Annotated in this window: 17 protein-coding genes and 9 pseudogenes; 10 read left to right on the top strand and 16 right to left on the bottom strand. The window is 55.9% G+C overall.

What is annotated here, in order from left to right:
- Window positions 1–66: 66 nt before the first annotated feature.
- The 3 genes from galE (at window position 67) to BFV97_RS14275 (ending at window position 3,241) form a co-directional block, all read left to right on the top strand.
- Window positions 67–1,089 (top strand): UDP-glucose 4-epimerase GalE, encoded by a 1,023-nt coding sequence (galE, locus tag BFV97_RS14285; RefSeq protein WP_069301074.1) that lies wholly within the window; start codon window positions 67–69, stop codon window positions 1,087–1,089.
- An 87-nt stretch (window positions 1,090–1,176) separates the two neighbouring features.
- Window positions 1,177–2,025, top strand: coding sequence for a hypothetical protein (locus BFV97_RS14280; protein WP_069301073.1), 849 nt, complete (start codon window positions 1,177–1,179; stop codon window positions 2,023–2,025).
- 16 nt (window positions 2,026–2,041) lie between these two features.
- The gene (locus BFV97_RS14275; protein WP_069301072.1) at window positions 2,042–3,241 is read left to right on the top strand and encodes a hypothetical protein; all 1,200 of its coding nucleotides are present in this window, start codon (window positions 2,042–2,044) and stop codon (window positions 3,239–3,241) included.
- 20 nt (window positions 3,242–3,261) lie between these two features.
- Here the strand turns inward: BFV97_RS14275 and BFV97_RS14270 are convergent, their stop codons facing one another.
- From BFV97_RS14270 to gmd, 8 genes are all read right to left on the bottom strand, one after another.
- On the bottom strand, window positions 3,262–4,128 hold the full coding sequence (locus BFV97_RS14270; protein ID WP_069301071.1) for an ATP-grasp fold amidoligase family protein: 867 nt from the start codon (window positions 4,126–4,128) through the stop codon (window positions 3,262–3,264).
- Window positions 4,129–6,459, bottom strand: coding sequence for a glycosyltransferase family 2 protein (locus tag BFV97_RS14265; protein ID WP_069301070.1), 2,331 nt, complete (start codon window positions 6,457–6,459; stop codon window positions 4,129–4,131).
- A gap of 146 nt (window positions 6,460–6,605) precedes the next feature.
- Window positions 6,606–7,733, bottom strand: a complete 1,128-nt coding sequence (locus tag BFV97_RS14260) for a glycosyltransferase family 2 protein (RefSeq protein WP_069301069.1) — start codon at window positions 7,731–7,733, stop codon at window positions 6,606–6,608.
- Window positions 7,730–8,698: a glycosyltransferase family 2 protein gene (locus BFV97_RS14255; RefSeq protein ID WP_069301068.1), complete on the bottom strand. Its 969-nt coding sequence runs from the start codon at window positions 8,696–8,698 to the stop codon at window positions 7,730–7,732. The genes BFV97_RS14260 and BFV97_RS14255 overlap by 4 nt, the downstream gene beginning before the upstream one ends.
- A complete protein-coding gene (locus BFV97_RS14250; protein WP_069301067.1) occupies window positions 8,695–9,231 on the bottom strand; it encodes a hypothetical protein in 537 nt (178 codons plus the stop codon). The genes BFV97_RS14255 and BFV97_RS14250 overlap by 4 nt, the downstream gene beginning before the upstream one ends.
- Window positions 9,232–9,311: 80 nt before the next feature.
- Window positions 9,312–10,745, bottom strand: a complete 1,434-nt coding sequence (locus BFV97_RS14245) for a mannose-1-phosphate guanylyltransferase/mannose-6-phosphate isomerase (RefSeq protein ID WP_069301066.1) — start codon at window positions 10,743–10,745, stop codon at window positions 9,312–9,314.
- 60 nt (window positions 10,746–10,805) lie between these two features.
- A complete protein-coding gene (gene fcl / locus BFV97_RS14240; RefSeq protein WP_069301065.1) occupies window positions 10,806–11,762 on the bottom strand; it encodes a GDP-L-fucose synthase in 957 nt (318 codons plus the stop codon).
- Window positions 11,763–11,773: 11 nt separating this feature from the next.
- Window positions 11,774–12,892: a GDP-mannose 4,6-dehydratase gene (gene gmd, locus BFV97_RS14235; RefSeq protein ID WP_069301064.1), complete on the bottom strand. Its 1,119-nt coding sequence runs from the start codon at window positions 12,890–12,892 to the stop codon at window positions 11,774–11,776.
- Window positions 12,893–13,023: 131 nt separating this feature from the next.
- On the opposite strand from gmd, the pseudogene BFV97_RS18485 reads away from it, so the two are divergent.
- Window positions 13,024–13,179: pseudogene (locus BFV97_RS18485) on the top strand (integrase core domain-containing protein); the annotation flags it as partial.
- A 166-nt stretch (window positions 13,180–13,345) separates the two neighbouring features.
- A pseudogene (locus tag BFV97_RS18480) lies at window positions 13,346–13,627 on the top strand (IS30 family transposase); the annotation flags it as partial.
- A gap of 27 nt (window positions 13,628–13,654) precedes the next feature.
- Here BFV97_RS18480 and BFV97_RS18475 read toward each other — a convergent pair.
- Together BFV97_RS18475 and BFV97_RS18470 are read right to left on the bottom strand one after the other, a co-directional pair.
- A pseudogene (locus tag BFV97_RS18475) lies at window positions 13,655–14,470 on the bottom strand (IS110 family RNA-guided transposase); the annotation flags it as partial.
- Window positions 14,471–14,568: 98 nt separating this feature from the next.
- A pseudogene (locus BFV97_RS18470) lies at window positions 14,569–14,703 on the bottom strand (helix-turn-helix domain-containing protein); the annotation flags it as partial.
- A gap of 66 nt (window positions 14,704–14,769) precedes the next feature.
- Between BFV97_RS18470 and BFV97_RS14220 the strand changes: the two are divergent.
- The 3 genes and pseudogenes from BFV97_RS14220 to BFV97_RS18465 form a co-directional block, all read left to right on the top strand.
- Window positions 14,770–15,045 carry an IS3 family transposase gene (locus BFV97_RS14220; RefSeq protein WP_069301061.1) on the top strand — a complete coding sequence of 92 codons (276 nt, stop codon included), beginning with the start codon at window positions 14,770–14,772 and terminating at the stop codon, window positions 15,043–15,045.
- A gap of 20 nt (window positions 15,046–15,065) precedes the next feature.
- Complete coding sequence (locus BFV97_RS18790; protein WP_157888334.1) at window positions 15,066–15,239, top strand: hypothetical protein; 174 nt, start codon at window positions 15,066–15,068, stop codon at window positions 15,237–15,239.
- Window positions 15,232–15,645: pseudogene (locus BFV97_RS18465) on the top strand (DDE-type integrase/transposase/recombinase); the annotation flags it as partial. The gene BFV97_RS18790 and the pseudogene BFV97_RS18465, both read left to right, overlap by 8 nt.
- A 128-nt stretch (window positions 15,646–15,773) precedes the next feature.
- Here BFV97_RS18465 and BFV97_RS14210 read toward each other — a convergent pair.
- A complete protein-coding gene (locus BFV97_RS14210; protein ID WP_069301060.1) occupies window positions 15,774–16,973 on the bottom strand; it encodes a sulfotransferase domain-containing protein in 1,200 nt (399 codons plus the stop codon).
- Window positions 16,974–17,319: 346 nt separating this feature from the next.
- Between BFV97_RS14210 and BFV97_RS18460 the strand changes: the two are divergent.
- Window positions 17,320–17,992: pseudogene (locus BFV97_RS18460) on the top strand (IS256 family transposase); the annotation flags it as partial.
- A 136-nt stretch (window positions 17,993–18,128) separates the two neighbouring features.
- Here the strand turns inward: BFV97_RS18460 and BFV97_RS14200 are convergent.
- Window positions 18,129–19,307, bottom strand: a pseudogene (locus tag BFV97_RS14200) (IS110 family RNA-guided transposase); the annotation flags it as partial.
- 256 nt (window positions 19,308–19,563) lie between these two features.
- On the opposite strand from BFV97_RS14200, the pseudogene BFV97_RS14195 reads away from it, so the two are divergent.
- Window positions 19,564–19,770 (top strand): annotated as a pseudogene (locus tag BFV97_RS14195) (transposase); the annotation flags it as partial.
- A gap of 196 nt (window positions 19,771–19,966) precedes the next feature.
- Here the strand turns inward: BFV97_RS14195 and BFV97_RS19175 are convergent.
- The 4 genes and pseudogenes from BFV97_RS19175 to BFV97_RS14180 form a co-directional block, all read right to left on the bottom strand.
- Entirely contained in the window at window positions 19,967–20,095 is a 129-nt protein-coding gene (locus tag BFV97_RS19175) for a hypothetical protein (protein ID WP_281200958.1), read from the bottom strand.
- Between the two features lie 84 nt (window positions 20,096–20,179).
- Window positions 20,180–20,329 (bottom strand): annotated as a pseudogene (locus tag BFV97_RS18645) (IS630-like element ISSpo6 family transposase); the annotation flags it as partial.
- A 143-nt stretch (window positions 20,330–20,472) separates the two neighbouring features.
- A complete protein-coding gene (locus tag BFV97_RS14185; RefSeq protein WP_069301057.1) occupies window positions 20,473–21,225 on the bottom strand; it encodes an SGNH/GDSL hydrolase family protein in 753 nt (250 codons plus the stop codon).
- Complete coding sequence (locus BFV97_RS14180) at window positions 21,222–22,328, bottom strand: GSCFA domain-containing protein (RefSeq protein ID WP_157888332.1); 1,107 nt, start codon at window positions 22,326–22,328, stop codon at window positions 21,222–21,224. The genes BFV97_RS14185 and BFV97_RS14180 overlap by 4 nt, the downstream gene beginning before the upstream one ends.
- Window positions 22,329–22,768 lie beyond the last annotated feature (440 nt).

Genomic DNA, 22,768 nt, shown 5'->3' with positions numbered 1-22,768 from the left:
TCTCCGGCAGGTTTTTGAGCATATAAGCAGCATATTCTTTCGGGCAACAGGCAAGGCATCCAATTCATGACTCAGAAAATCCTTTTGACCGGCGGCGCGGGTTATATCGGCGCCCATACGTTTGTCGCCCTGCACGAAGCGGGCTATCATCCTGTGATTCTGGATAATTTCGCCAATGCGGATCAGGACACGCCGGCGCGGCTGGCGCAGCTGACGGGGCGCAAGGTGGACTGCCATGATTGCGATCTGATGGACAAGGCCGCGCTGGACGCGGTGTTTGAGAAACATGATTTTGAGGCCGTGATTCATTTCGCCGCTCTGAAGGCGGTGGGGGAGTCTGTGGCCAAGCCGCAGATGTATTTTGACAATAACACCGGCGGTCTGATCAACCTGATGGGCTCCATGGAAAAGCATGATGTGAAACGGATCGTGTTTTCCTCTTCCGCCACGGTTTACGGCGATGCGGAAGAACAGCCGATCCCCGAAACAGCCCCGCTGGGTGCGACCAACCCTTATGGCCTGACCAAACTGATGGGGGAAATGATGTTGGGTCAGATGCAGGTGGCCCATCCGGACTGGACCATCGGCATCCTGCGCTATTTCAACCCTGCTGGCGTGCATCCTTCGGGGCTGCTATATCAAAGCCCGAAATCGGGGAACAACCCGCCGGAAAACCTGATGCCCCGCCTGCTGGAAGTGGCCGTGGGCACGCGGCCCCATCTGATGGTGTTTGGCAATGACTATGACACGCCTGACGGCACCGGCGTACGGGATTATATCCACATCACCGACCTGTGCCGCGGCCATGTGCTGTCCCTTGATGCGCTGATCCGCACCAATGAAAGCCATACGGTGAACCTGGGCACGGGAACGGGGTATTCGGTTCTGGATATGATCCGCGAGTTCGCCAAAGCCTGCGGGCGTGAGGTGCCTTACGAGATGGCAGACCGGCGTCCGGGCGATGTGGGCACCTGTTATGCGGATGTGACCCTCGCGCGGGAGGTGCTGGAATTTGAGGCAGAACTCGGTCTGGCCGAGATGTGCATCGACAGCTGGCGCGAAAGCGGGCAGGCGGACCCCACAAGCTGAGTTTTCCCCTGATCCCATTAACCTTGTCCCGCAAGCGGCACTTCTTCTAGAGTATCACGCAGATGCAAACGGCTGGAGCATAAACGGTTGGCACGCAATATCCTGTGGCTCGGCGCCCATAAAACCGGCACCACCTTCTTGCAAAAGAGCCTTGATCTGTCCCAAGAGGTGTTGGCGGCGGGGCGGGTGCATTATGTGGCGCTGGACCGGTTCCGCGCGGATTATACCCGTCCTCTGTTGAACGGGCGCACGGATATGGAACTGGGGCAGAGCGTTTACCGGCAGGACTGGGAGGGCACCAATCTGGTGTTTGACGAGAATGTGCCTGCGCTGGTGCAGCATGTCTGCCACCCCGAGGGTCTTTATACCACCGCGCCGGAGCGCAGCCGGAAGCTCGCGGATCATCTGGGGCTGGAGCGCCCGACCATCGTTTTCGGCATCCGCCCCTTTGCCAGCTATCTGCCCTCGCTTTACTGCGAGACGCTGAAATCCACCCCGTTCAAAATGTTTCGCAAGTTCCTGCGCACCCCGCTGGACAGACTGGCGTGGTATCCTGTGCTCAAAGGGCTTCAGGAGGCTTTCGACGGGGCAGAGGTTCTGGTCTATCAGTATGAGGATCTCAAAGGGAACGAACGGGCGCTGTTGTCTCGTGTGACGGGGCTGGCACCGGACAGTTTCACCCTGCTGGAAAAAACCGAACGGCCCGGATTTTCCCACCGCACGATCCGTGAATTGCGCGAACTCAGCCAGAAACGCAAGGTGCTGCACAAGGATGTGCGCGCCGCGGTCAAAGCCTACCCGAGAGGTCCGGGTTTTCCGGGCTACTGGCCCTGGAAGCCCGAGGAAAAACCTGTTCTGGCGGATGTTTACGCCGCGGATGTGGCGCGTATAAAGGCGGATGACAGTCTGACCTTTCTAGATTTTAACACTCTTTAACTGAAACGGAATTCCCATGAAGCTTGCTTTGCACATCGGTACGACGAAAACCGGAACCACCAGCTGCCAGCACTGGTTTGCGGGCAACCGTGAGGCGCTGGCGCAGCAAGGCGTGATCTATCCCGAGAGCCTTGGCGAGGTGAACCACCGCAAGCTGATGGTTTACGGGCGCGACAGCGACAAGCCGGACGAGGCTTTCCGCCGCAACGGTGTGCACACCAAGGACGACCACGCCGCTTTCCGCAAGACCCTTGAAGCAGAGTTCGCCGCCGAGGTCGCTGCCCACCCGCAGGCCCGCCACTGGGTGATTTCAAACGAGCATTTGCACTCTAAAATTACCACAGTGCGGATGATCCGCCGCGTGCGGGATTTCCTTGCGCCCCATTTCACTGAAATCACCGTCTATCTGCATCTGCGCCCGCAGGTGGATCTGCTGGTCTCCGGCGCCTCCCAGCGGGCGCGGCTGGGTAAACCCGTGACCCCTGCGGCCCTGACCCGCAAATCGGTCAGCGAAAACAGTGCCTATTTCAACTACGACCAGATCGTGTCCCGTTGGGAAGAGGTGTTCGGCGCGGAACACTTGCGCATCGTGCCCTTCCTGCGGCAAAGCAGTATCACCGCTCATCTGGCGGAAGAGATCGGGATTGACCGCAGCGGTCTGAACGCGGTTCCCCATCACAACGAGGCGATCGACTGGCGCACCATGGGGCTGGTCAACGCCCTCGGAGAGCATCGCACAGAACTTGGCAACCTGACGGCCGCCCTTGACCTGCGCAATATCCCGGTGGAGGAATCCTTGCAGATCGGCCTTACCATGGCACAAGAGGTGCAAGAGCGATTCAACCGTTCCAACGCCCGTCTGGTCAAACGCCGCGATGATCTGGAAGCGGGCGATCTGATCCCAGACTGGAGCCGCTATGACGAAGTGCCCAATATCTACCGGTTGGACGACAGCGCCCTGTTCGGCGCGCAACTGGCCCATGTGCTGACCCATTACCGGCAGGGGCTGGCACTGGAACGGGCCCGCGCCCTGCTGGCCGAAGCCGCCCTTGATTTCGCAGAGAAGCGGAAGAACATAGCCCGCGAGAAATTAGAACAGGCCCGCGCCACACTGGAACTGAAAGCCCCGCAAGACAAATACACGCCAGAACTTGCAACCCTGCAGGCCCGCGCAGATGAACTGGCAGAACAGTTCGGCAAGGGTCCACAGGGCTGAATGGCGGTGGGTCTCTAAAGTCAGGGGGCGTTTTTGAAATAGGTCAGGCCCAGTTCTTCGATACTGTTCTGCCAGTGCTGCCCGAGTAGGGTCTCATATTCCGGTGTAAAACTTTCCTTGCCCGCATTGGGGACAGGGGTGAATTCACCGAAAACCACCCCGTTGGGGGTGGAATAGAGATCGGTGCGCACAAAGGACACCCGCGCCTGTCTGACCAGCGTATCGGTGGCTTTGATGAGGTCGTCAAAGTTATCGGGCAGGGATAATTTTACATCCGGATGTGTGTCGGTTTTCCAGCGGATTTGTCCTTGATCGGTGCCGTTGCGGTCATAAATGACGAAGGCCCATTGATCATAGGGCAAGTGGACCGGCGCATAGCGTTGCATCACCAGTACAGCGCCGGTGTAAAACCCGTAGACCTTGTAATCCAGCGGCACATCAAAGCCGAGGCTGTCTTCCACATAATCCTCCCGCAGGATTTCCACGGACATCTTGAATTTGCCCGACTTGGCCAGCCGTTTTTTGTAACGTGCAGCAAGAGCCTCCTTTGTATCAAAGCCCCGATTGGTCATGTGACACCATAGACGCCCATTGGAACGGGTCTCAATGAGAAACACGCCCGCAGAACTATGTCCGCCCAAGGGTTTGACTACGAAGCGTTCGGGAAGTGGGCCGGCGAGGGCCGCGTCAATATCTTTAAACACCTGATGGGGCACGCAGGCTACACCGCATTTTTTCGCAAATTCATAGCCTTGGTGCTTCCTGTTGATATGAATTAACTGCGCAAATTCCACCTGTGTGGGGGCATCAAACCGGCTCTTGTTTGCCTCTGTCGCCCACATCATTGTGCGGCGGTTCAGGAATTGCGAATAGGTCGGGGTGTTCATTCATAGTCCCCTTGCGGACAAGTTCAGCCGGAAGCCGGTGTTCAGCGGTTGCCCCGTCTTATAATCGCCCGCAATCACTACGGAAATTTTCTGGATCAGGTCGGCCCCAACAGCCGGTTCCAGTGGGGTGGAGAGGGTGAAATCACCCTCGCGGGATAGATCGTGATTCATCAAAGCCTCTGCGAAGATGTCGACAAACAGGAAGCGGCGGCCCAACTGGCGGGCCAGCATTGCGGCTTCGATCATGTCTTCCTCGCTCCAGCCGCCATGGACCAGAACCAGTGTATCGGCAGGCTGCCCTTTGCCGCTGCCCAGCAGATTCCGCCAGCCTTTGGGGGCGGGCTGTGTTGTAAAGGCAAAAGCCGTCCCTTGCAGCGCTGTGGTTCCGGGCACATCGGGGCGTGAGAATACAAGAACATCCACGGAAGCCACCTGTTGCAGAGTCTCCATATGCTGGGTCCAGTTGGGCGAAATCAGGAAACGGGAGAAGCCTTCAACAGTCTGCGGCGGGGGCGCTTCGGCTGTGCCATCCTTCTCCAACTGGTCCGGATCGACGATTTGCGCAGTGACGCCGGTGTCGGTGCTATCAAGCAACAGGCAAAGCTTGCCGGTCAGATTGTCGAGCGTGTGATAATAGTGCAGATGTCCCATTTTGCGCAGGTGTTTGCCCTGCCACGTTTCATGGGCCCACTCCTTATCTTCGAACCACAGCCCGACGCGATAGCCGTTGTGGTGCAACCCCATGATCAGGCGATGGATCTGGGTCAGATGCCGTTTAGCATGCTGGCCGCGGACCACGAATATCATATCCTCGAATTTCTGGTCCAGCCCCAGACGGGCCAGCCGATCGAATTTCAGCAGGTCCTCGAAATCATATTGCACCGGAATCGGAATTTTGCGCACGCCAAGGGGGGACCAGTGGTTCCGGTCTTGGTTTCCGGTGGCGTAATTGTCAAACCAGCTGGCACGGTAGAGCGCACGGGGCACCGACCAGCCAAAATTCTTCATGGTGGAAGTGCCGCTTTGGGTCAGGGATTCCCCATGTTGCCGTCCGAGCACCAGAACCCGCCTATCTGTACGCAGACTACGAGGACCGAAAGTGTGCTGGATACGGCGTTTGAATTCGGTATCCGCACCGGTGCGGATCGGGTCAAACGTGCCGCAACGCTCCAGAACGGCTTGTGTGTGCACCATCGTGGCGGCCGGATCGGGATGGCCATAGTTCCCTGAAATTTGCATCAGGATATGGGCGTCTTCATTGATACGCACCCAACAAGACCCGAGGCAAACCAAATTAGGGCTGGCGCGCAACTCTTTGACCTCGCTTCGGATCTTGTCTGGATGGGCCCAATCGTCACTGTCGTGGAAGATGGTGAATTCGCCTTTGGCGCGCCGGAAGGCTTCGGATTTGGCAATATAGGTGCCAGCGTTTTCGCTCCGGTAAACCGGCACCACGCGGGAATCCTGTGCTGCCAGTTCCGCAATCTTCGCCCGTGTCGCATCATCCGAACAGTCATCCACCAGTATCAGTTCAATATTGCGGTAAGACTGGTCCAGGATCGAGCGGGCAGAGACCTCAAGATACTCGGCACATTCATAGGCGGTGGTGATCACCGTTACTAAAGGCCCGTCGCTGGTGTGATCGGCGTCGGGGTCGGCAGCCACCAGATTATCGATGCCAATAGGCTGGCTGTCGTCCCGCAGCATCAGGGGGCGCAGGTTGTTCTGAGCCAGATAGCTGTTGAAAGCCGAAAGTTTGCGCGCGGAGTCGGTTTCGCTGTTCATTTGCAGGAACAACAGGTCAGGACTACCCTGTCCGGCGGCGTTGGCCCCGTTGACCAGCTCGCGGGCCCTATCGTGCTGGCCTGCAAGGATAAAAATTTCTCCGTAAAGTCCGATCAGACCGGTGCTTGGCAGTGCATCAAACCGCCCCGCCCGCGCCATCTCTACCAGATCGGAGGGGCGGTTGAACCAGAGGTAATGCAGCTGCAGGGTCCACAGGTCCAGACTGCTGGGGAAACGCTCCAGCGCCCTGTTCAGATGAGCCAGTCCGGTTTCAAAGTCACAGGTTTTCAGCAGGGCGCGGATATAGCGGAAATGGAACCGCTGGCGTTCGGGGGACATCGGTCCTTCATCCAGTATAGCGCCGAGATGCAGCAGACGTTGGTAAAGATAGATGATAGCGCCGAAATCATTGGCTTCTTCTGTAGCATCAAGGGCTGTGTAAAGGGTTTTTAATTCTATATCAGTCAGCAGACCGCGGCGCGTGTTTGCAGTCTCGAGAATACGGCGCATATCCGCATAAGCACGCTGGATCTTCTGGAAATTCATCTTCTTGTCCCTGTTCCCATTATGATTAGGCTGTGGTCTCACACCGCAAAATAGCGTGTTGTGGACGCTTCTGTCCTAAAGGGTTTTACAGGGGAGGTAAATTCCGCAAGCTGCGTCGCTCATTACGTCAATCCCTGCGAGCTGTTCTACGATCTACGGGTCAGCGCGTCAAATTCCTGCACCGCCCGCAGCCTGTCGATCTGGGCGCGGGTGTCGGCGCCCGTCTCTGCCTGTTCCAACATTTGATAGTGCAAAGTCTCTAGCTGGCGCTGGAGATTGTCGAGCTTGACGCCGCTGACAAACCCTGCCAGATCGCCGGCCCGTAGGGACAAAAGCGCATCAATCATCGGGCTTTGAGAAAATCCGGTCAGGATGTGATCGTTCCAGAGGCTTTCGTCAAAGGCGCGGATACGGGTGGCGGCGGCTTGCCCGTAAGCCTGCAGCACTGCGGAGCGCAGGCGGGTCAAATGCCAAGACATATTATTCACCAGCCAGCGCATCGCTGCCACTTTCAGCGCCGGATCGTCCGCAGGCAGATCGGCAGTGATCAGATCGTAATGGGTGAAAAACGCCATCAATTCTGCACCCGTGGAAGCCATGGTCTGGCCCGGCCGGTTGACGCGGTGATAGCAGATCACTTGATCGAAGAAAGAGAAATTGCTCGCAGCACGGCATACAGCCCAGTGGAAGGGGTTGTCTTCAAAGAAGAAATCCCCTTCGGGGAAGCGCAGGTTATGGCCCTTCAGGAAATCGCGCCGGTAAAATTTGCGCCAGGGCACGGCGATCATCGACAGGGCAAAATCGCGCCGTTGCTGCGGGGTGAAGCCAGCGTCCAACAATTGCCAGCGCCCCTGATCCGAAGGCGGGCGAATCTCGTCCAGCAACTCGTCGTATTCCAGATAGTTCACCAGCAGAAAATCTACCCCGCGCTGCTCGAACACCGCACGGCAGGTGTTGAAGCTGGCAGGGTTCAGCCAGTCATCCCCGTCCACCAAGAACACCGTATCGCGGCTGGCGTGATCCAGACCGATATTGGCGGCAATTCCCACTCCGCCAAAGGTATTGGCCCCCAGAAACACCGGCACCAGATCAACCCCTTCGGGCAGGTCGGCGCGGTCCATAAAGCTGCGGACCATATCGACGGTCCGGTCTCTGGAACCGTCATCGACTACGATAATTTCATCCCCTGCACGGGCCGATTCCGCGACACTGTTGAGGCATTTTTCGATATAGGGATCAATGTTATAGCTGGTGATGATAAAGGAAACGCTCATGCCCGTCGCCCTTTTAGAATCCGGTTGATCCGCAAGCCAAGCTCGGGATCGGTGTCCACGACGCGGATAAAGTGTTCAAGAGGCAGGTTCCGGCGCAGGAAATCCTGTATCAATTCGCGGAAGGGTCTGTGAAGGTCTTCCACAAGCTGTGCCTCGATCCAGTGGAACAATCCCACATAAAAGCCGGTGAAAGGGACGATGAAACTGCGGGTCTGCGGGTTGGTGCCAAGGGCTTTTTGCACCTCCACCAGCGCCTCTGTCACCGCGAAACGCTCCCGTCCGCGCCGGTTGGTCAGCCGTTTCTGGCCTTCAGCAACGAAATGCTCACAGCAGATCAGATCGGAATAGAGAATGGTCTGCGCGTGCAAAAAACCCATCCAGTGAATTTCAATATCGTTATGCACCGGAATTTCCGTGCAGCGGATATTGTTTTCCCGCAGGAAATCAACGCGGTAGATTTTGTTCCACGGATAAGCCGCCACCGTACAGAGGATCTGTGCAGCCTCTGGGGGCAGCGTGCCGAGCGCACCGCGGGCCCCGGCATTCTGCCAGCGCTCTTCATCGCTGGGCAACAGACCATAACCGCCCTGCGCCCGCACGCGGCTGTCCACATGTTTGAAGATACAAAAGTCGAATTCGCGGTCCTGAAGACGTGCAACCAGCAGCGAGAACCCCTCCGTGAACAGATCGTCACTGTCAAAGAAGATCACATGGCTGCCGCTGCACAAGGACAGACCCTTGTTACGGGCATATCCGGCGCCGCGGTTCTTGCGCACGCGGTGGTATTTCAGCTTGAAGGGCAGGGTGGCAGGGTCCAGCCCGAGCGCGACAGGATCGCTGCGGTTTTCAGAGGCATCGTCAATCACGACCACTTCGGCAAAAAGCCCAAGCGTCGCCACCTGCGCCAGCAGCCGACCCACCCCTTCGGGATCGTTAAAGACAGGGATGACAAGGGAGAGCTTCATACGAAAAAGAAACGCAGGTCCTGCAAGGTCGCCTCAACCGGACGGTCCGGCGGCAGAAACAGGATGAAATCCCGCCAAGGCGCCTGCGTCGGCAGGTTCTTGCGTCCTTCCACGTCCATTGCATCAAGATGGGTGCTGGTCTGTGCGTAAGACACCACCTGCTTGTCAAAGAAACAGTCCACAAACCCTGCTTCTGTGCCTGACCTGATGCAGGTTTTCATCGCCACAGCCGAGGGTGCTGTGCTTTTGCAGATAAAGCCGATCACCCCGATCCCGTCCAGATCAAAGCCCCCGAGAGACACATGCAGGGCCAGCCAGTGACTGTCTTTCAGGCTCTCGACGCGAAACGACAGGATCGCGCCGTCATTGTCCAGCAGACTGCCCTTGAGCGTGCCTGCCGGATCAAAGGAAAACAGCACACCAGGCGCAATCGGCGTGTCGCACCGGATGTCCCCGGTAGGGTTTTCCGCCCGCAACACCCGAAGGATCTGGTTGGCATTGGCGTCCGGTCCAAGACGGATATTATTGGTCATGAGAGGTGGCTCCCTTAAGAATTCACCCCCTGTTAGAGCATTTTAAAGCGCACTGGAACCAGACATTATCACGCAAGGGCTCAGCTGCGGGAATAGACATCTTCATAGCGGATGATGTCATCCTCACCCAGATAGCTGCCGGTTTGCACTTCGATCAGCACCATTGGCACTTTGCCCGGGTTTTCCATCCGGTGCACCGCGCCGAGCGGGATATAGACAGACTGGTTCTCGCTCACCAGTTTGACGTCTTCGTCGACGGTGACTTTGGCCGTGCCCTGCACCACGATCCAGTGTTCGGCGCGGTGATGGTGGGATTGCAGCGACAGCGCCGCCCCCGGATGTACGACGATGCGTTTCACCTGAAAACGCTCGCCCACAACAAGGCTCTCGAACCAGCCCCAGGGACGGTGATCGCGGGGGAAGGTTTCCGCCTGTTTTGCGCCCTGTGCCTTCAGCGCGGCAACCACGGTTTTCACATCCTGCGCACGGGATTTATCCGCCACCAGAACCGCATCAGGCATGGCCACAGCCACCACGTTGTTCAACCCGAGGCCGACGATCTTTTGTTCTTCGGATTCAGAGCGTAAGAAGGTGTCCTTACAGTCAATTGCCGTGGCAGCCCCATTGGTGGCAACCCCGTTCTCATCCGGTCCGCTTTTCAGCCAGACCGCATCCCAGCCGCCCAGATCGGACCAACCGCTGGCATAAGGCACCACAGACAGGTTCTGCGCCTTTTCCATCACCGCATAGTCGATGGAAATATCCTCGGCCTGTGACCAGGGTTCCGGGGCAAGGCGGGTAAAGCCGAGATCCTTTTGCGCGTTCTCAACCGAAGTGCGCACCGGTTCCATCAGGGATGGCGCATGGGCTTTAAAAGCTTGGATGATGGTCTTGACGGAAAACAGGAAAATCCCTGCGTTCCACAGGTAGTTGCCTGCGGCGAGCATCTGCAAGGCCCGCTCTGCATCGGGTTTTTCCACGAAACGGGTCAGTTTGACAGGGCGGGGGGCGCCGCCGTTTTCGGGCGCGGACTCCAGCTCCAGATAACCATAACCGGTTTCGGGCCGTGTCGGGGTGATGCCGAAAGTCACGAGATCACCGGCCTGTGCTGCCTGGGTCGCCGCAGCCACGGCTGCGTTAAAGGCCGCCACATCGGGGATCACGTGATCGGAGGGGGCCACCAGCATCAGGGCGTCCGCATCTTTTTGCTGCAACGACAAAGCCGCCGCCAGAACCGCAGGTGCCGTATTGCGCCCTTCGGGTTCAATCAGGATGCCCGCCGGTTCGATCCCCACATTGGCCAGCTGCTCGGTCACAATAAACCGGAAGGCATTGTTGGTCAGAACCACAGGGGCTGCATAATCCGCCCCCGACAGTCGTTTGGCCGAGGCTTGAAACAGGCTTTCCTCCCCCAGAAGCGGCGAGAACTGCTTGGGGTAGGATTTACGGCTCAACGGCCAAAGCCGCGTGCCAGAGCCGCCGGCGAGAAGAACGGGGGTGATGGTTAAAGTCATTGCTGAAAACTCCTTAAAGCGCCCTGCGGTCACAGCCGCGGCAGGCGCGTCTTAATCACATTATCCCCGTAGGGTAGTCTGGTTATCCAGATACCATTCATAGGCATTGGTTAAGCCTTCATTAAGGCCGATTTGTGCAACCCAGCCCATATCTTTCAACCGGCTGACATCCATCAGTTTGCGCGGGGCGCCGTCGGGTTTGCTGGTGTCAAAGCTGATAGTACCCTGATAGCCTGTCACCTCTGCCACCATACGGGCCAGTTCGCCAATGGTCACATCGCTGCCGGTGCCCACGTTGATGTGGCTCAGCATCGGTTCGGTATTCGCCTTATAGGTGGCATCATCAAGCCCCATCACAAACAGCGAGGCCTCGGCCATATCATCCACATGCAGGAATTCGCGCATGGGGTTGCCGGTGCCCCAGATCACCACTTCGGGGGTGTTGTTCTGCGTCGCCTCATGAAAGCGGCGGATCAGGGCAGGCACCACATGGGAGTTTTCGGGGTGGAAGTTGTCACCGGGGCCGTAAAGGTTGGTCGGCATCACCGAACGGTAATCCGTGCCATACTGCCGGTTGTAGCTTTCACAGAGCTTGATCCCTGCGATTTTCGCGATGGCATAGGGCTCGTTTGTGGGTTCCAGCGTGCCGGTCAGCAGGGCGTTTTCCTGCATCGGCTGCTCGGCCAGACGCGGGTAGATACAGCTGGAGCCGAGCTGCAACAGCTTGTGCACCCCTGCGCGGTAGGCGCTGTGGATCACATTGCACTCGATCATCAGGTTTTCATAAATGAAATCCGCCGGATAGGTGTTATTGGCAATAATGCCCCCCACCTTGGCCGCCGCCAGGATAACCTGATCGGGCTTTTCGGCTGCCATGAATTCCTGCACCGCCGCCTGATTGGTCAGATCCAGTTCCGAACTGGTGCGGGTAATAAGATCATGCCCGCCCTCTGCCTGAAGCCGGCGCAAAATGGCACTGCCCACCATGCCGCGATGCCCTGCGATGTATATTTTCATAGGGTTAGCCCTCAGTTTTCAACCGAAACCGGCATGCCCATACCATGCTCTTTCAGTAGCGCATGACGTTTTGCAGTCTTGAGGTCCTCGCGCACCATCTCGGCACACATCTCCTGCACGGTGATTTCCGGCACCCAACCTAGCTTCTCTTTAGCCTTGGCCGGATCGCCTAGCAGGGTTTCCACCTCGGCAGGGCGGAAGTAGCGCGGGTCAATGCGCATGATGACATCACCTACGGACAGGGCGGGGGCCTTGTCGCCTTCAATTGCGGTAACAGTGCAGATTTCTTCCACGTCAGAGCCGGTGAATTCCACGGTGATCCCCAGTTCGGCTGCGGACCATGTGATGAACTCGCGCACGGAATACTGCACGCCGGTGGCGATGACGAAATCCTCGGGCGTGTCCTGTTGCAGCATCATCCACTGCATCCGAACATAGTCTTTAGCATGACCCCAGTCGCGCAAAGAGTCGATGTTGCCCATATACAGACACTCTTCCTGACCCTGCGCGATATTGGCGAGACCACGGGTGATCTTGCGGGTCACAAAGGTCTCCCCACGCCGCGGGCTCTCGTGGTTGAACAGGATGCCGTTACAGGCATACATGCCATAAGCCTCGCGGTAGTTGACGGTGATCCAGTAGGAGTAGAGCTTGGCTACCGCATAAGGGGAACGCGGGTAAAATGGCGTGGTCTCTTTTTGCGGAGTTTCCTGGACCAGACCATATAATTCGGATGTAGAAGCCTGATAGAACTTCGTCTTCTTTTCCAGACCCAACAGGCGGATCGCCTCCAGCAGACGCAGCGTGCCCATGCCGTCTACATCCGCCGTATATTCCGGCGATTCAAAGCTGACCGCCACATGGGATTGCGCGCCAAGGTTGTAAATCTCGTCAGGCTGGATTTCCTGAATAATGCGCACCAGATTGGAGGTATCCGTCAGATCCCCATAATGCAGAATGAGCCGCTGGCTGTCCACATGGGGGTCCTGATAAATATGGTCGATCCGCTGGGTGTTCAACGTCGAACCACGCCGTTTGATGCCATGCACCTCATAGCCTTTTTCCAACAGGAATTCAGCGAGGTAAGAGCCGTCCTGGCCTGTGATACCGGTGATAAGGGCTTTTTTCATGCAAAGTTCCCAATATAATTGCGCGACTAAATGTCATCGATCATTCAGTCCGTCTGTTTAGTGAAGAGACACAACGGTCACAAGGTTGAAATTGAGAATAAGCGGAAAATTCCATCGGCGGGTTTGTGGACCTGCATGCTTGGGAGACCGGATCAGAAGCGAAGGCAGGCATCCGGAAATGGATGACCTTTTTCAACAACCAACGCCCTCACTCAGCCCTTGGCGGCAGGCCACCAGCCGTGGTCTATTGGCTGAGGAATGTCAGAACTGGACCTGTCACGGTTTGATGCCGCTCCTTTGATAGCATTTACTGTAACAAAGGAGACTGACTATGGGACTGAAACGGACGGACGAATTCTGAACCGCCCCGGGTTTACCGGAGAGTAAAACACTCGCGCAATCGCACCGAAGCTGGGTTGTTCGCCGGACAGTCTGCGCTCCTGGTGCCAGCAGGCCCAACACGTGCAGCTGCGGATCGATACCGGTCTCGAGATCTACTTCTGCGACCCTCAAAACCCCTGGCAGCGTGGCAGCAATGAGAACACCAACGGTTTGCTCCGCCAATACTTTCCCAAGGGCACGGACCTCAGCCAGCATGGCGTTGACGAGTTGAGCGCTGTTGCGCACTCACTGAACACGCGCCCTCGAAAGACATTGGGTTGGCAAACACCGGCAGAAGCTCTCGACCGGCTGCTCAAACAGGATATGATCGAAGGTGTTGCGACGATCGGTTGAATCCGCCCCCATTAAAAATGGGGGGATTACCGTCTGACCCGTGGAATACTCGCTTGGCACCAAGCCCAGATCAGCCATCAATTTGCGAGAGTCCTCAAACCGGCAAACATCGCCGATCTCAGCCATGAATGTCACGGCACTAATCAAGGCAACACCGCGCAGGGCTTGTAATGCCTCAACAACCGGCCCCAATTGCCAATCTGTCACCAACTCCTTGATCCCAGTTGTCAGCCGCGCGACCCGCTCCACGGCATGGCGCTCAGCCAGAACCATCTCTTGCAACGCAACCTGTTGCGCAGGGTGGTCAAAGGACTGCCGTTGCAGCCAGCGGCGATAGCGCATCGTCCAGGTTTTGGTGCGATGATAAATCCGCCCGTGACGCAGAAGAAAAGCAGAGATCAATTGTCTCTTGTGGCGCTGATCTTCAGCAGCACTCTCGCGGGCCCGCACCAAATCCCGCATCGCTTCATGGATTTCATCGGGCACCTAGATCGGGCTCGCCCTTAGAAGGCGCGTAAGGCGCATCGCATCCCGCCTGTCCGTTTTGATCCGCTCTCCGGCCCGTATAGGGATTAAGGACGGGGCCACAACGCTACAGGAAAACCCAAACGCCGTAATATGTCGATGCAGCCCATACCCCGTTGGCCCCGCTTCATAGCAGACCTCAACCTTATTAAATCGCGCCGCCAGCTTTTTGAGCAACCTTTCAACTGATTGAGGTGTAGTGGAAACTGTCCCCCAATCGCGTATCTCACCGTCCCGGCCTGCATCCGCAACAGAAACTGCCAGCGTGTCCTTTGCCACGTCGAGCCCAACAAAAACTACTTTTGATTTGTCCTTCATGTCGTACCTCCAAAAATGAAGGGCAGCAGGATAAGCAGCCCTCTCAGAGCCAGCTTAAATCCTCACAACATCAAACCGGCGCACAAAAGACATGCGGTCTTACGATTGGGTTTGCGTCGGCTGCGTTCAAACAACGCCTCGACAGCACCGCCCTCAACCGCCGATTTGTAGCGGTAGAACGTATCGCGTGACATGCCCATCACCTGGCAGGCTTTTGACACGTTGCCAAGCTTTGAAGTGGTCCCAGAAAACTGGGCAGTCGGTTAAGGTGTATCCCAAACCTTTGAAGGGATACGAGAATGGCAAAGCGCCGGAATTTTACAGATCAGTTTAAGGCCAAGGTGGCGTTGGAAGCGTTGCGCGGTGACAAGACTGTGCAGGAGATCGCAGCGAAGCATCAGTTGCACCCAAACCAGGTCAGCACATGGAAACGGCAGGCCATCGACGGGAAGGCCGATGTGTTCTCTGGGGGGAAGCAAAGCGGCCCAACTGAAGCAGAGGTCAAGGAACTGCACGCCAAGATCGGGAGGTTGGCGGTCGAGAATGATTTTTTGTCGGAAGGGCTCAAAAAGTGAGCCCGGCAAAGAAGCGAGCCATGATCAAACGCGATCACCCTGAGCTGAGCATCAGCCAGCAATGCAAACTGGTGCAGCTGTCGCGGTCGGCGTTCTACTACACGCCGGTTGGCATCGGTTCAGATACGCTGGCCATGATGAAAGAGCCCTCTCGTGACATTCGCTTTGCGAATGCACTGTCAGGTAATAATTGACCGGGTCTTTACCAAGTATCCGTTCTTCGGGTCGCGCCAGATCGCGGCCTATCTGCGAAGAGAAGGCACAGTTGTCGGACGTCATCGCGTCAGGCGGTTGATGGCCAGGATGGGCTTGGAGGCGATCTACAAACGGCCCAGAACCAGTCAGCCGCACCCACATCATCCCGTCTATCCGTACTTGCTGAGGAAGATGCAGATCGACCGCCCCAATCAAGTCTGGTGCGCCGATATCACGTTCGTGCCGGTCAAGAACGGGTTCCTGTACCTCGTGGCAATCACGGATTAGGCGTCACGCAAAGTCCTGAGTTGGCGACTATCGAATACGATGCATGCCGACTTCTGCGTCGATGCTTTGAACGAAGCCATCGCCAAACATGGCCCACCGAAGATCATGAATACAGATAGTCATATGATAAGAACCAGTTCTCGGATGGTTTGACTCAAACACTGATCGACCGTTCGATGGGGTGGTGCCGCATGGCTTTCCGGCTTGCTGGGAAGGGGGCGGTGTCAGATCACATCGAGACTAATTCAGCTCAATCCATCAATAACATCTATGCCGGTCAGCTTGACCACTTCACAAGCTGCATTCATATCAATTCGATCCCGAATCTGAGCAAGAACTTCAGGTTCCACCCTGCGTTCTTTGGCCATAATACTATTTGAATGCTGAATGTACTGGGCTATTCTGTGTTTGAGGTTTTCATCCACAGTCTGACCAAGACAGTCAAACAGTCCCGTCGCGCAATTCATTTCCGTGAAAACCTTGCTGTAGTCAATATAGAATATCTTATGGTGCGGTTGCATTTCACCCTGTGATTCCCATTCTAGAATGAATCTATGCATCACATTAAATTCATCTATGGCATTATTTAGATTGCGTAAGGGATCCCATTGGTCCTCAGGACTATTAGCACGATTTTGGTACGAGACTGCAACATTAAGGACTGAACGTAGAATTTGAAACACGGTAACCCTGTGTTCGCGCATTGCCTGTAGTGTTTGTGGCAACATGTAATGGAACAACGGACGTTTATCGCCTATAAGCTTTGCTTGGCTCAATTTTTTAACTATCTTTGGCGGCGCTCCAGCCGGTAGCCGTACAGCACGTTTTTCTAGAATCTCTTGAGAGAATGAACTCGGCTTATAGTTCAAGTATGGAATATGTATTTCCGTAAATAAGGCTATGTCGGGAGACATGTTCAAAAGATGGCCAAGTGCAGTAGTTCCGGCCCGTGGCATGCCGGAAACAAAGACATATTCAAGTTCATAAGAAGAAGGGGAAGTATTATTGCCGTCATATTTCATAAACTCAGCATGAGATAAGGGAGCGAGTTTGCGGTTACCCGCAATAATTCCCACTGAGTTGAGGACCGCTTGACGGTAAGTGGTCGAGTTCATTACCTCGGACTTCCGTGAAGGAAATTTTCCGATCAATGCTTCAAACTCCTTAACTGAAGTGGTCCATTGCCCTCTTCGACAGGCAAGTCCAGCCAAAAAAAACTGCACCTGGAAGTAATCACCTACCATCTCACGAGCTTGTAGGGCTAGGGCATCAATTTCGTCGTGACGGTAGGCACGGATCAGAGCATTGATACCCTCGATATAAGCCCCTCTATGCAACGGATTCTCATATCGGATTTGGTCCCACAGGTCGCATGCAGCATGCCATTTATTAGTTCGCATGCAATTGCGTGCCTTTTCAACCTTGTTTTGAAACGCGTTACTCATAGACTTGTCCCATTGTCGTCTTCATATTCGAAAGGGTTTTTAAAGCTATTATTGGCTCATGGAAATACGCCAAAGTTGCTGCTATATCATGGGAAACTATAAACTACCGTCCGCTACTCTAGAAGATTGATATCCAACTTATCTGAAGACATTTCAAAGTAGATTGTAGGCCCTGAGAAATATGTGCCCTGCTATCAGATGCAAAATTACTTTTCAAGTCCAAGCGTTTAACTGAATGCCGCGTTCTTGGCTTGTCATGAAGGTTCTGTCGCATCCTTCTCGTATGGCCGAAGGTGTAGATATGTACGGACTCTCGGGACACTTCCTGTAAATTCCCTATTTTGGGATGGAGGAAGTATCAGACTGGCAGAACCGGGCTCTGGAGCCGATGTATCCCATTGTTTTTCTTGATGCTCTTCGGGTCAAAATCCGCGATGCCCCCTCTCGGGACATTGCTGCGCAATACCCTGTCGGGCAATGGAAAGCCGTCAGGTCAAGAACAAAGCCGTTTACGTAGCCCTGGGCGTCAACGCCGAGGGCGAACGCGAGGTTCTCGGCCTGTGGATTGCCAACAACGAAGGGGCCAAGTTCTGGCTCTCGGTGATGAACAACCTGCGCGATCGCGGCGTCGAAGACATCCTGATCGCCGTTGTCCCCTCTCGGCAGATTGCTTTGCAATCGCCTGCTGGGCAATGGACGGCCTCAAGGGCTTTCCAGATGCCATCAATGCCGCATTCCCTGAGACCACAGTCCAAACCTGCATTGTCCACCTCGTGCGCCATTCCCTGAACTTCTGCGGATGGAAAGATCGCAAGAACGTCGCAAAAGACCTCAAGCGGATTTATCAGGCCACGAATGACACCGAGGCGGAGAAAGCCCTTACTGATTTTGAGGCCGAATGGGGCCAAAAGTACTCGTCAATCGCTCCAAGCTGGCGACGCGCGTGGCAAGAAGTCATCCCGTTCTTCGCCTTCCCACCAGCAGTGCGCAAAATCATCTATACGACGGATGTGATCGACAAGACTTTTCTTCTGATTTCTGCTAATCTTTTCTTGTGTGGTCGACCTCGTGGCGAAGCGTGGCGCGTCGGCTGGAAGCGTCACCGGGCAGCCTATTTAGTCCCTGCTGGCTTGAGGCGGCCGCACACCCGTGTCGTTTCGGGGGATACGTTCGCCAAGCTGCAACAAAGTGCTCATAGCTTTTCCCTGCCCGTTCCGCGATCTGCACTTCCTGATCTCGCAACTCCTTGATGTGATAGGCGTAGCTGGCACCACGCTTGTTACCTTTCTTCGGCGGCACTCCGGCAGCCAACTCCATGGACCGGATTTTATGGGCTACAAGACTGGGCCGAGCCCAACGGTAATCTTCCTGCTTGGTCAGCATATGCCAGCACAACGTAGTAAGCTTGCGTGCCACCGCAACGACGGCGATCTGATGGCCACGGCGCGCACGGATACGGATGAAGAACCCCCGCAGCGGACCTGGCGCTTTCGCCGCTGCCCAAGCCGCCTCGACCAGCATTGCGCGGGCGTGGCTGCGGCCGGCCTTGCTGATCCGGCCATGATAGGCTAGCCCGAGGCCGGATTAGCGCACCCGTGGGTTTAGCCCGAAGTAGCTCACCAGTTTCTGCGGATATCCAAACCGGTCGATGCTGCCGATCGCCGCCATCAGCCCGGCCGCCACTGTCAGATTAACCCCGGTGATGGTAAGCAGCCGCCGGATCGGTTCATCTTCCAGGGCACCTTGAGCGATATCACCGTCGAGCATGGCAAGATCTTCCCCAAGACGGTCCAGTTCTCGGATATGGCGCACGATGGCGGCTCGCTCGTCCTCCGGCACCGGTTGGCGGGTCAGCCAATCGCGGCCACGCTTGTTGAAAAGATCGGCATGCGGGCATTTCGGGATCAGATGCGCATGCAGGATGGCATGCAACTCGTTCTTAATCCGGGTTCGATGCCGGACAACCTGATAGCGGCGCGCAACGAGCCTACGCATCCGCTCCGTCGCCGCATCCGGGGTCCAGATCTCCGGCAGGTAACCAGCCGCATGTAGACTCGCCAACGTTGCTGCGTCGACCTTATCGGTCTTCACATGCGCGTGGGCGATAGCCTTCACTTGAAGCGGATTGGCGATCACCACCCGCTTCACAAGGGGCGTCAGGACGCGCGACACCGCCATGCAGTTCCCGGTCGCCTCGATCACAACCTCGTCTGTCTTCAGAAGCTGTCTACCAAACCCCTCCAGGGCCGTGCGGGTCATGTCGACCCGTCCCTCGTGCCTCGTTAAACCGTTCTCCCAGATCACTACCTCCCCAAAGGTGCGGTGGATGTCGATTCCGATTGCGCGTCGCATGTGCGCCTCCCTTGCCAGTGACAAAAAGCGGGAGCGGCGGGCGACACGACAACTACGGATTCGCGCTCTCGGCGCAACCGGGCGAGTCGCAGAGGCGGCCAGCTACTAACTCGAGCTCTCGGCTCATCGTATAGATCGGCCTGCCCGCACTTTGGTGCTCCCGGTGCCTCTGTCCCGGATGGTCGCACCATACACCCAAATCCGAAAATCCGGGCCGAACTTCGACACCAGATTCTCCATACCAGTTACAAATGCGATTGAAAGCCTGAACCGCGTCATCCGAAAAACCACCAAAACGCGCGGTAGCTTTCCCACTGATGATGCTGCGACAAAGCTGATCTATTTGGCCATCCGCAGTTTTGAAAAGACAGGCAGGGCCGTCAGAGAATGGGTTGCTGCCCGAAATCAGTTCGCTATTCTATACCCAGAACAGTTCAACAAATGAGCCACCAAACTCGCATGGGCTAAGCCTCATACACAGAGTTTCGGATACTCTCTTCCGAGCAGTTGCTGCGAGGCATCGACCAAAAAACCCCGTTCCACAACAAGCTGCCCAATCTTGGAATGCAGCTTGTCGACATCGGCGGAACTAACCCGTTCGGGCGCTGAACCTTTGCGAATAAAGGCAGTCGCCATGTTCTCTATCGCTGCGCGCTTCCATGTCCCGATCTGGGTAGGATGGACAGCTCCGCCATTGTCATTTCTTCGCGGATCGCTTCAAGCGCAACCTTGGCCTTGAAATCGGGCGAATGGTTCTTCCGTTTCGTCATTTTGGATCATCTCTTTCGCAGGTCGATCCACCTTAACAACTCGTCCGAATTCCCGAGACCGCATCCAGCTTGCTGCGCAGCCTTGACCCCACCCGTTCTCTTCTTGCGCTGCATGATCCGCACGGCACTCGCCGCTAATATGCGTAAGCGCCGTGCGGCTTCGTGGCATGACAACCCTTCATTAATCAGTGAGACGACACGTTCCCGAATGCCCAGTGATAGCGATTCGCCCATGATCCACCTCCAAATATGGTGAATCACAAAATCAGGCTTGTGGGAATCCTATCGATTCAGATTTTCAGGACGCCGCTCTAAGAAACGCCCGGAGCCTGTTCAGGAACGGTGATGGGCGACGAACAACGCGGCTTGTCCGACGTTCAGCGGTCTAACATCTTGACCACCAACTGGTCTAGAATCATGCCCGCGTAAACATCGCTCTGGTGGATGCAATCGTCGCGCATCAATTCCTGGGGACTCATCCCATTCGGGTGATCAATGTCGGGGTAGTCGAGCAAAATGGCGCCGGTCTCCTTCGCTATCGTGGCCAACGCCATCGCGCACTCGGTCGCGAGAAAGTTATATGCCTTGATCGGCTTTGTGTACCACTGCCTGAGCCGCCAAGCCGGATTCTCGCGGACGGCGTCAGATAATAGCGGAAAACGTTGAACATAAATTGGACCATCGAAGGCCGCAGAGATCCTCCGAAGCGTTTTAATTCCTGACTGGCGTTCGAGCAGGGCTTGTATCATTGACGAATAACAATGATCTGAAACTGGGGGCAGAGAAAGCGCACGGCCGCGCGGTTCGCATTCCGCCAGAACGCCAGCCTGAACAAAATAGTTGTTGTACGTATAGCTCCCCACCGTGTTCCCGAGCGCGCTGACAAACACAGCGTCGAATTCGTCCAAGGGTATTTTTTCGGTCCCTTTCGGCTTGATGAATGGCGGGCTCTTTTCACTGCGGGCACCAAGGATCAATTTGCCGTCTGCAATCGTGAAATCGGGGCCAAACCCGCCCGGAACAACATAAAAAAACCACTCGATGCCCCCAGTGTTGAACTCGGGCTGGCGGGAGTCGTATGCGCGCTTGATGGCACCCGCCTGAGAGTTTCCGATTACAAGAAGCTTCACGTCTTGCTCCTTCCAAACGCGTCCAGCAACTCCTCGTCACAGGCGACCAACATCTCCAGATCTTCCTCCAGCGTTTCAGGTTCGTCGCGGGGCCTCGATCGCAATGTAGGGGCCTGTTCGCTGGTGATCGCCGCGCTGCTGTGGCTCGACATGAAAGTGCTCATGGCACAAGCGACTCCTTCGGCCGTAACGGAACGCTCGTTAGCACTGTAGAAATGCCGACCCGACCATGGGCTGGTGATAATCTCGTAGGACGGAAAATAGTCGACCTCAGGGAACCGGTCGGCCAAGGTGCCGGCCACCGATCGCAGGACTGATTTTGAATAGACGGTCGCAACCTGCACATGCTTATCGGCGGCAGTCGCGGTCAGCGGCACGGGTGATACCGTCAGCATATATTTTAGCGGCTTTTTCCCCACAGGCCGATGTTTGGCAAGAAGCGCCATCAATTCGATGAAATCGTCATAGATTTCAGCATAGTCGAAATTGTGGAAGACATGCTTTCTGGGATCGAAATTATCAGTTACTGTCCCTGGGCAAACTGGGAATACAGTGCCGGTCTCCTTGTCTATCCAAGCTTCGGTCAGGCCAAACGTGAAGATCAGCAAATCCATCGAGGTCAGCATTTTTCCAACTTGCGACAGGTGCCAATCACGGTGGTAAGTCACCGCTTTCGGCGATGATAGTCCGTCCGGTTCGATTGTCGGGCGCAGACCGTCGAACCATCGATCGCCCTTGCGCCACAGATAATCGCGGCGGTTGCTGTCACCAAGCGCCTCTTGCGCCAACTGTAGCATCTGGCGAACAGTATAGATATTCCCGTACCGTCCCGAATAGATACCGTAGCCAAATTTCATGTGCAGCGGCGCGGGCAGGTCCCTGGGTGCGGGCTCGACATCGAGGATGTCAAAGCCCGCGGCACTCAGATGGCTACCGATATGCTGCGCAAAACAGCTTCCCGCAGTTGCAATCTGTATCGCCGGATCAATCGCCCACTTGGGCGTATAAATATTAGGGTCGATCGGTGCATCGATCTCGGCAACGCCGGTCCGCCAAAAGGCTGTATCTGGAAGCTTTGAGTACGGGCTCAGTGTCATCATCATCCCCAGCGCGCTGTTTCTATGGGGAAAGTGATAGGCCAGTAGGGGCATCAAGTCCAGAGATGTTCGCTGCGCGGCACAACCCGGATATGAAACAGTTTTACGAAAGACTCATCAACGCCGGAAAACCTGCAAAGGTCGCCTTTACCGCTATCATGCGTAAACTAATCTTGTTGGCGAACCTACTGATTAAGAGCGATCGGAAATGGGCGAAAACAGCGCTTGATTAAGACGGATACTATTCAGGACATGCTTAAGTCTGATGTCATCGTTGCTACAACACGCGATGGAAATCAAATATCGCTGGCTACTCTTTATTCGTAACCGCCTCATTGATACCGCGGATTAAGCGGCTTGAGTGTCACTTCTTGAGGCGAGCGGTTCCCAATTCCACGGCAACAACTCTTCAAGTCGGTTGATCTTGTGATCATGGATTCGGTCGA

It is taken from the genome of Neptunicoccus sediminis, from assembly GCF_001719615.1.
In the GTDB taxonomy this organism is placed as follows: Bacteria; Pseudomonadota; Alphaproteobacteria; order Rhodobacterales; family Rhodobacteraceae; genus Amylibacter; species Amylibacter sediminis.
Note: the sequence above shows the minus strand (reverse complement) of the source record. Positions and strands in the feature narration are given on the sequence as shown.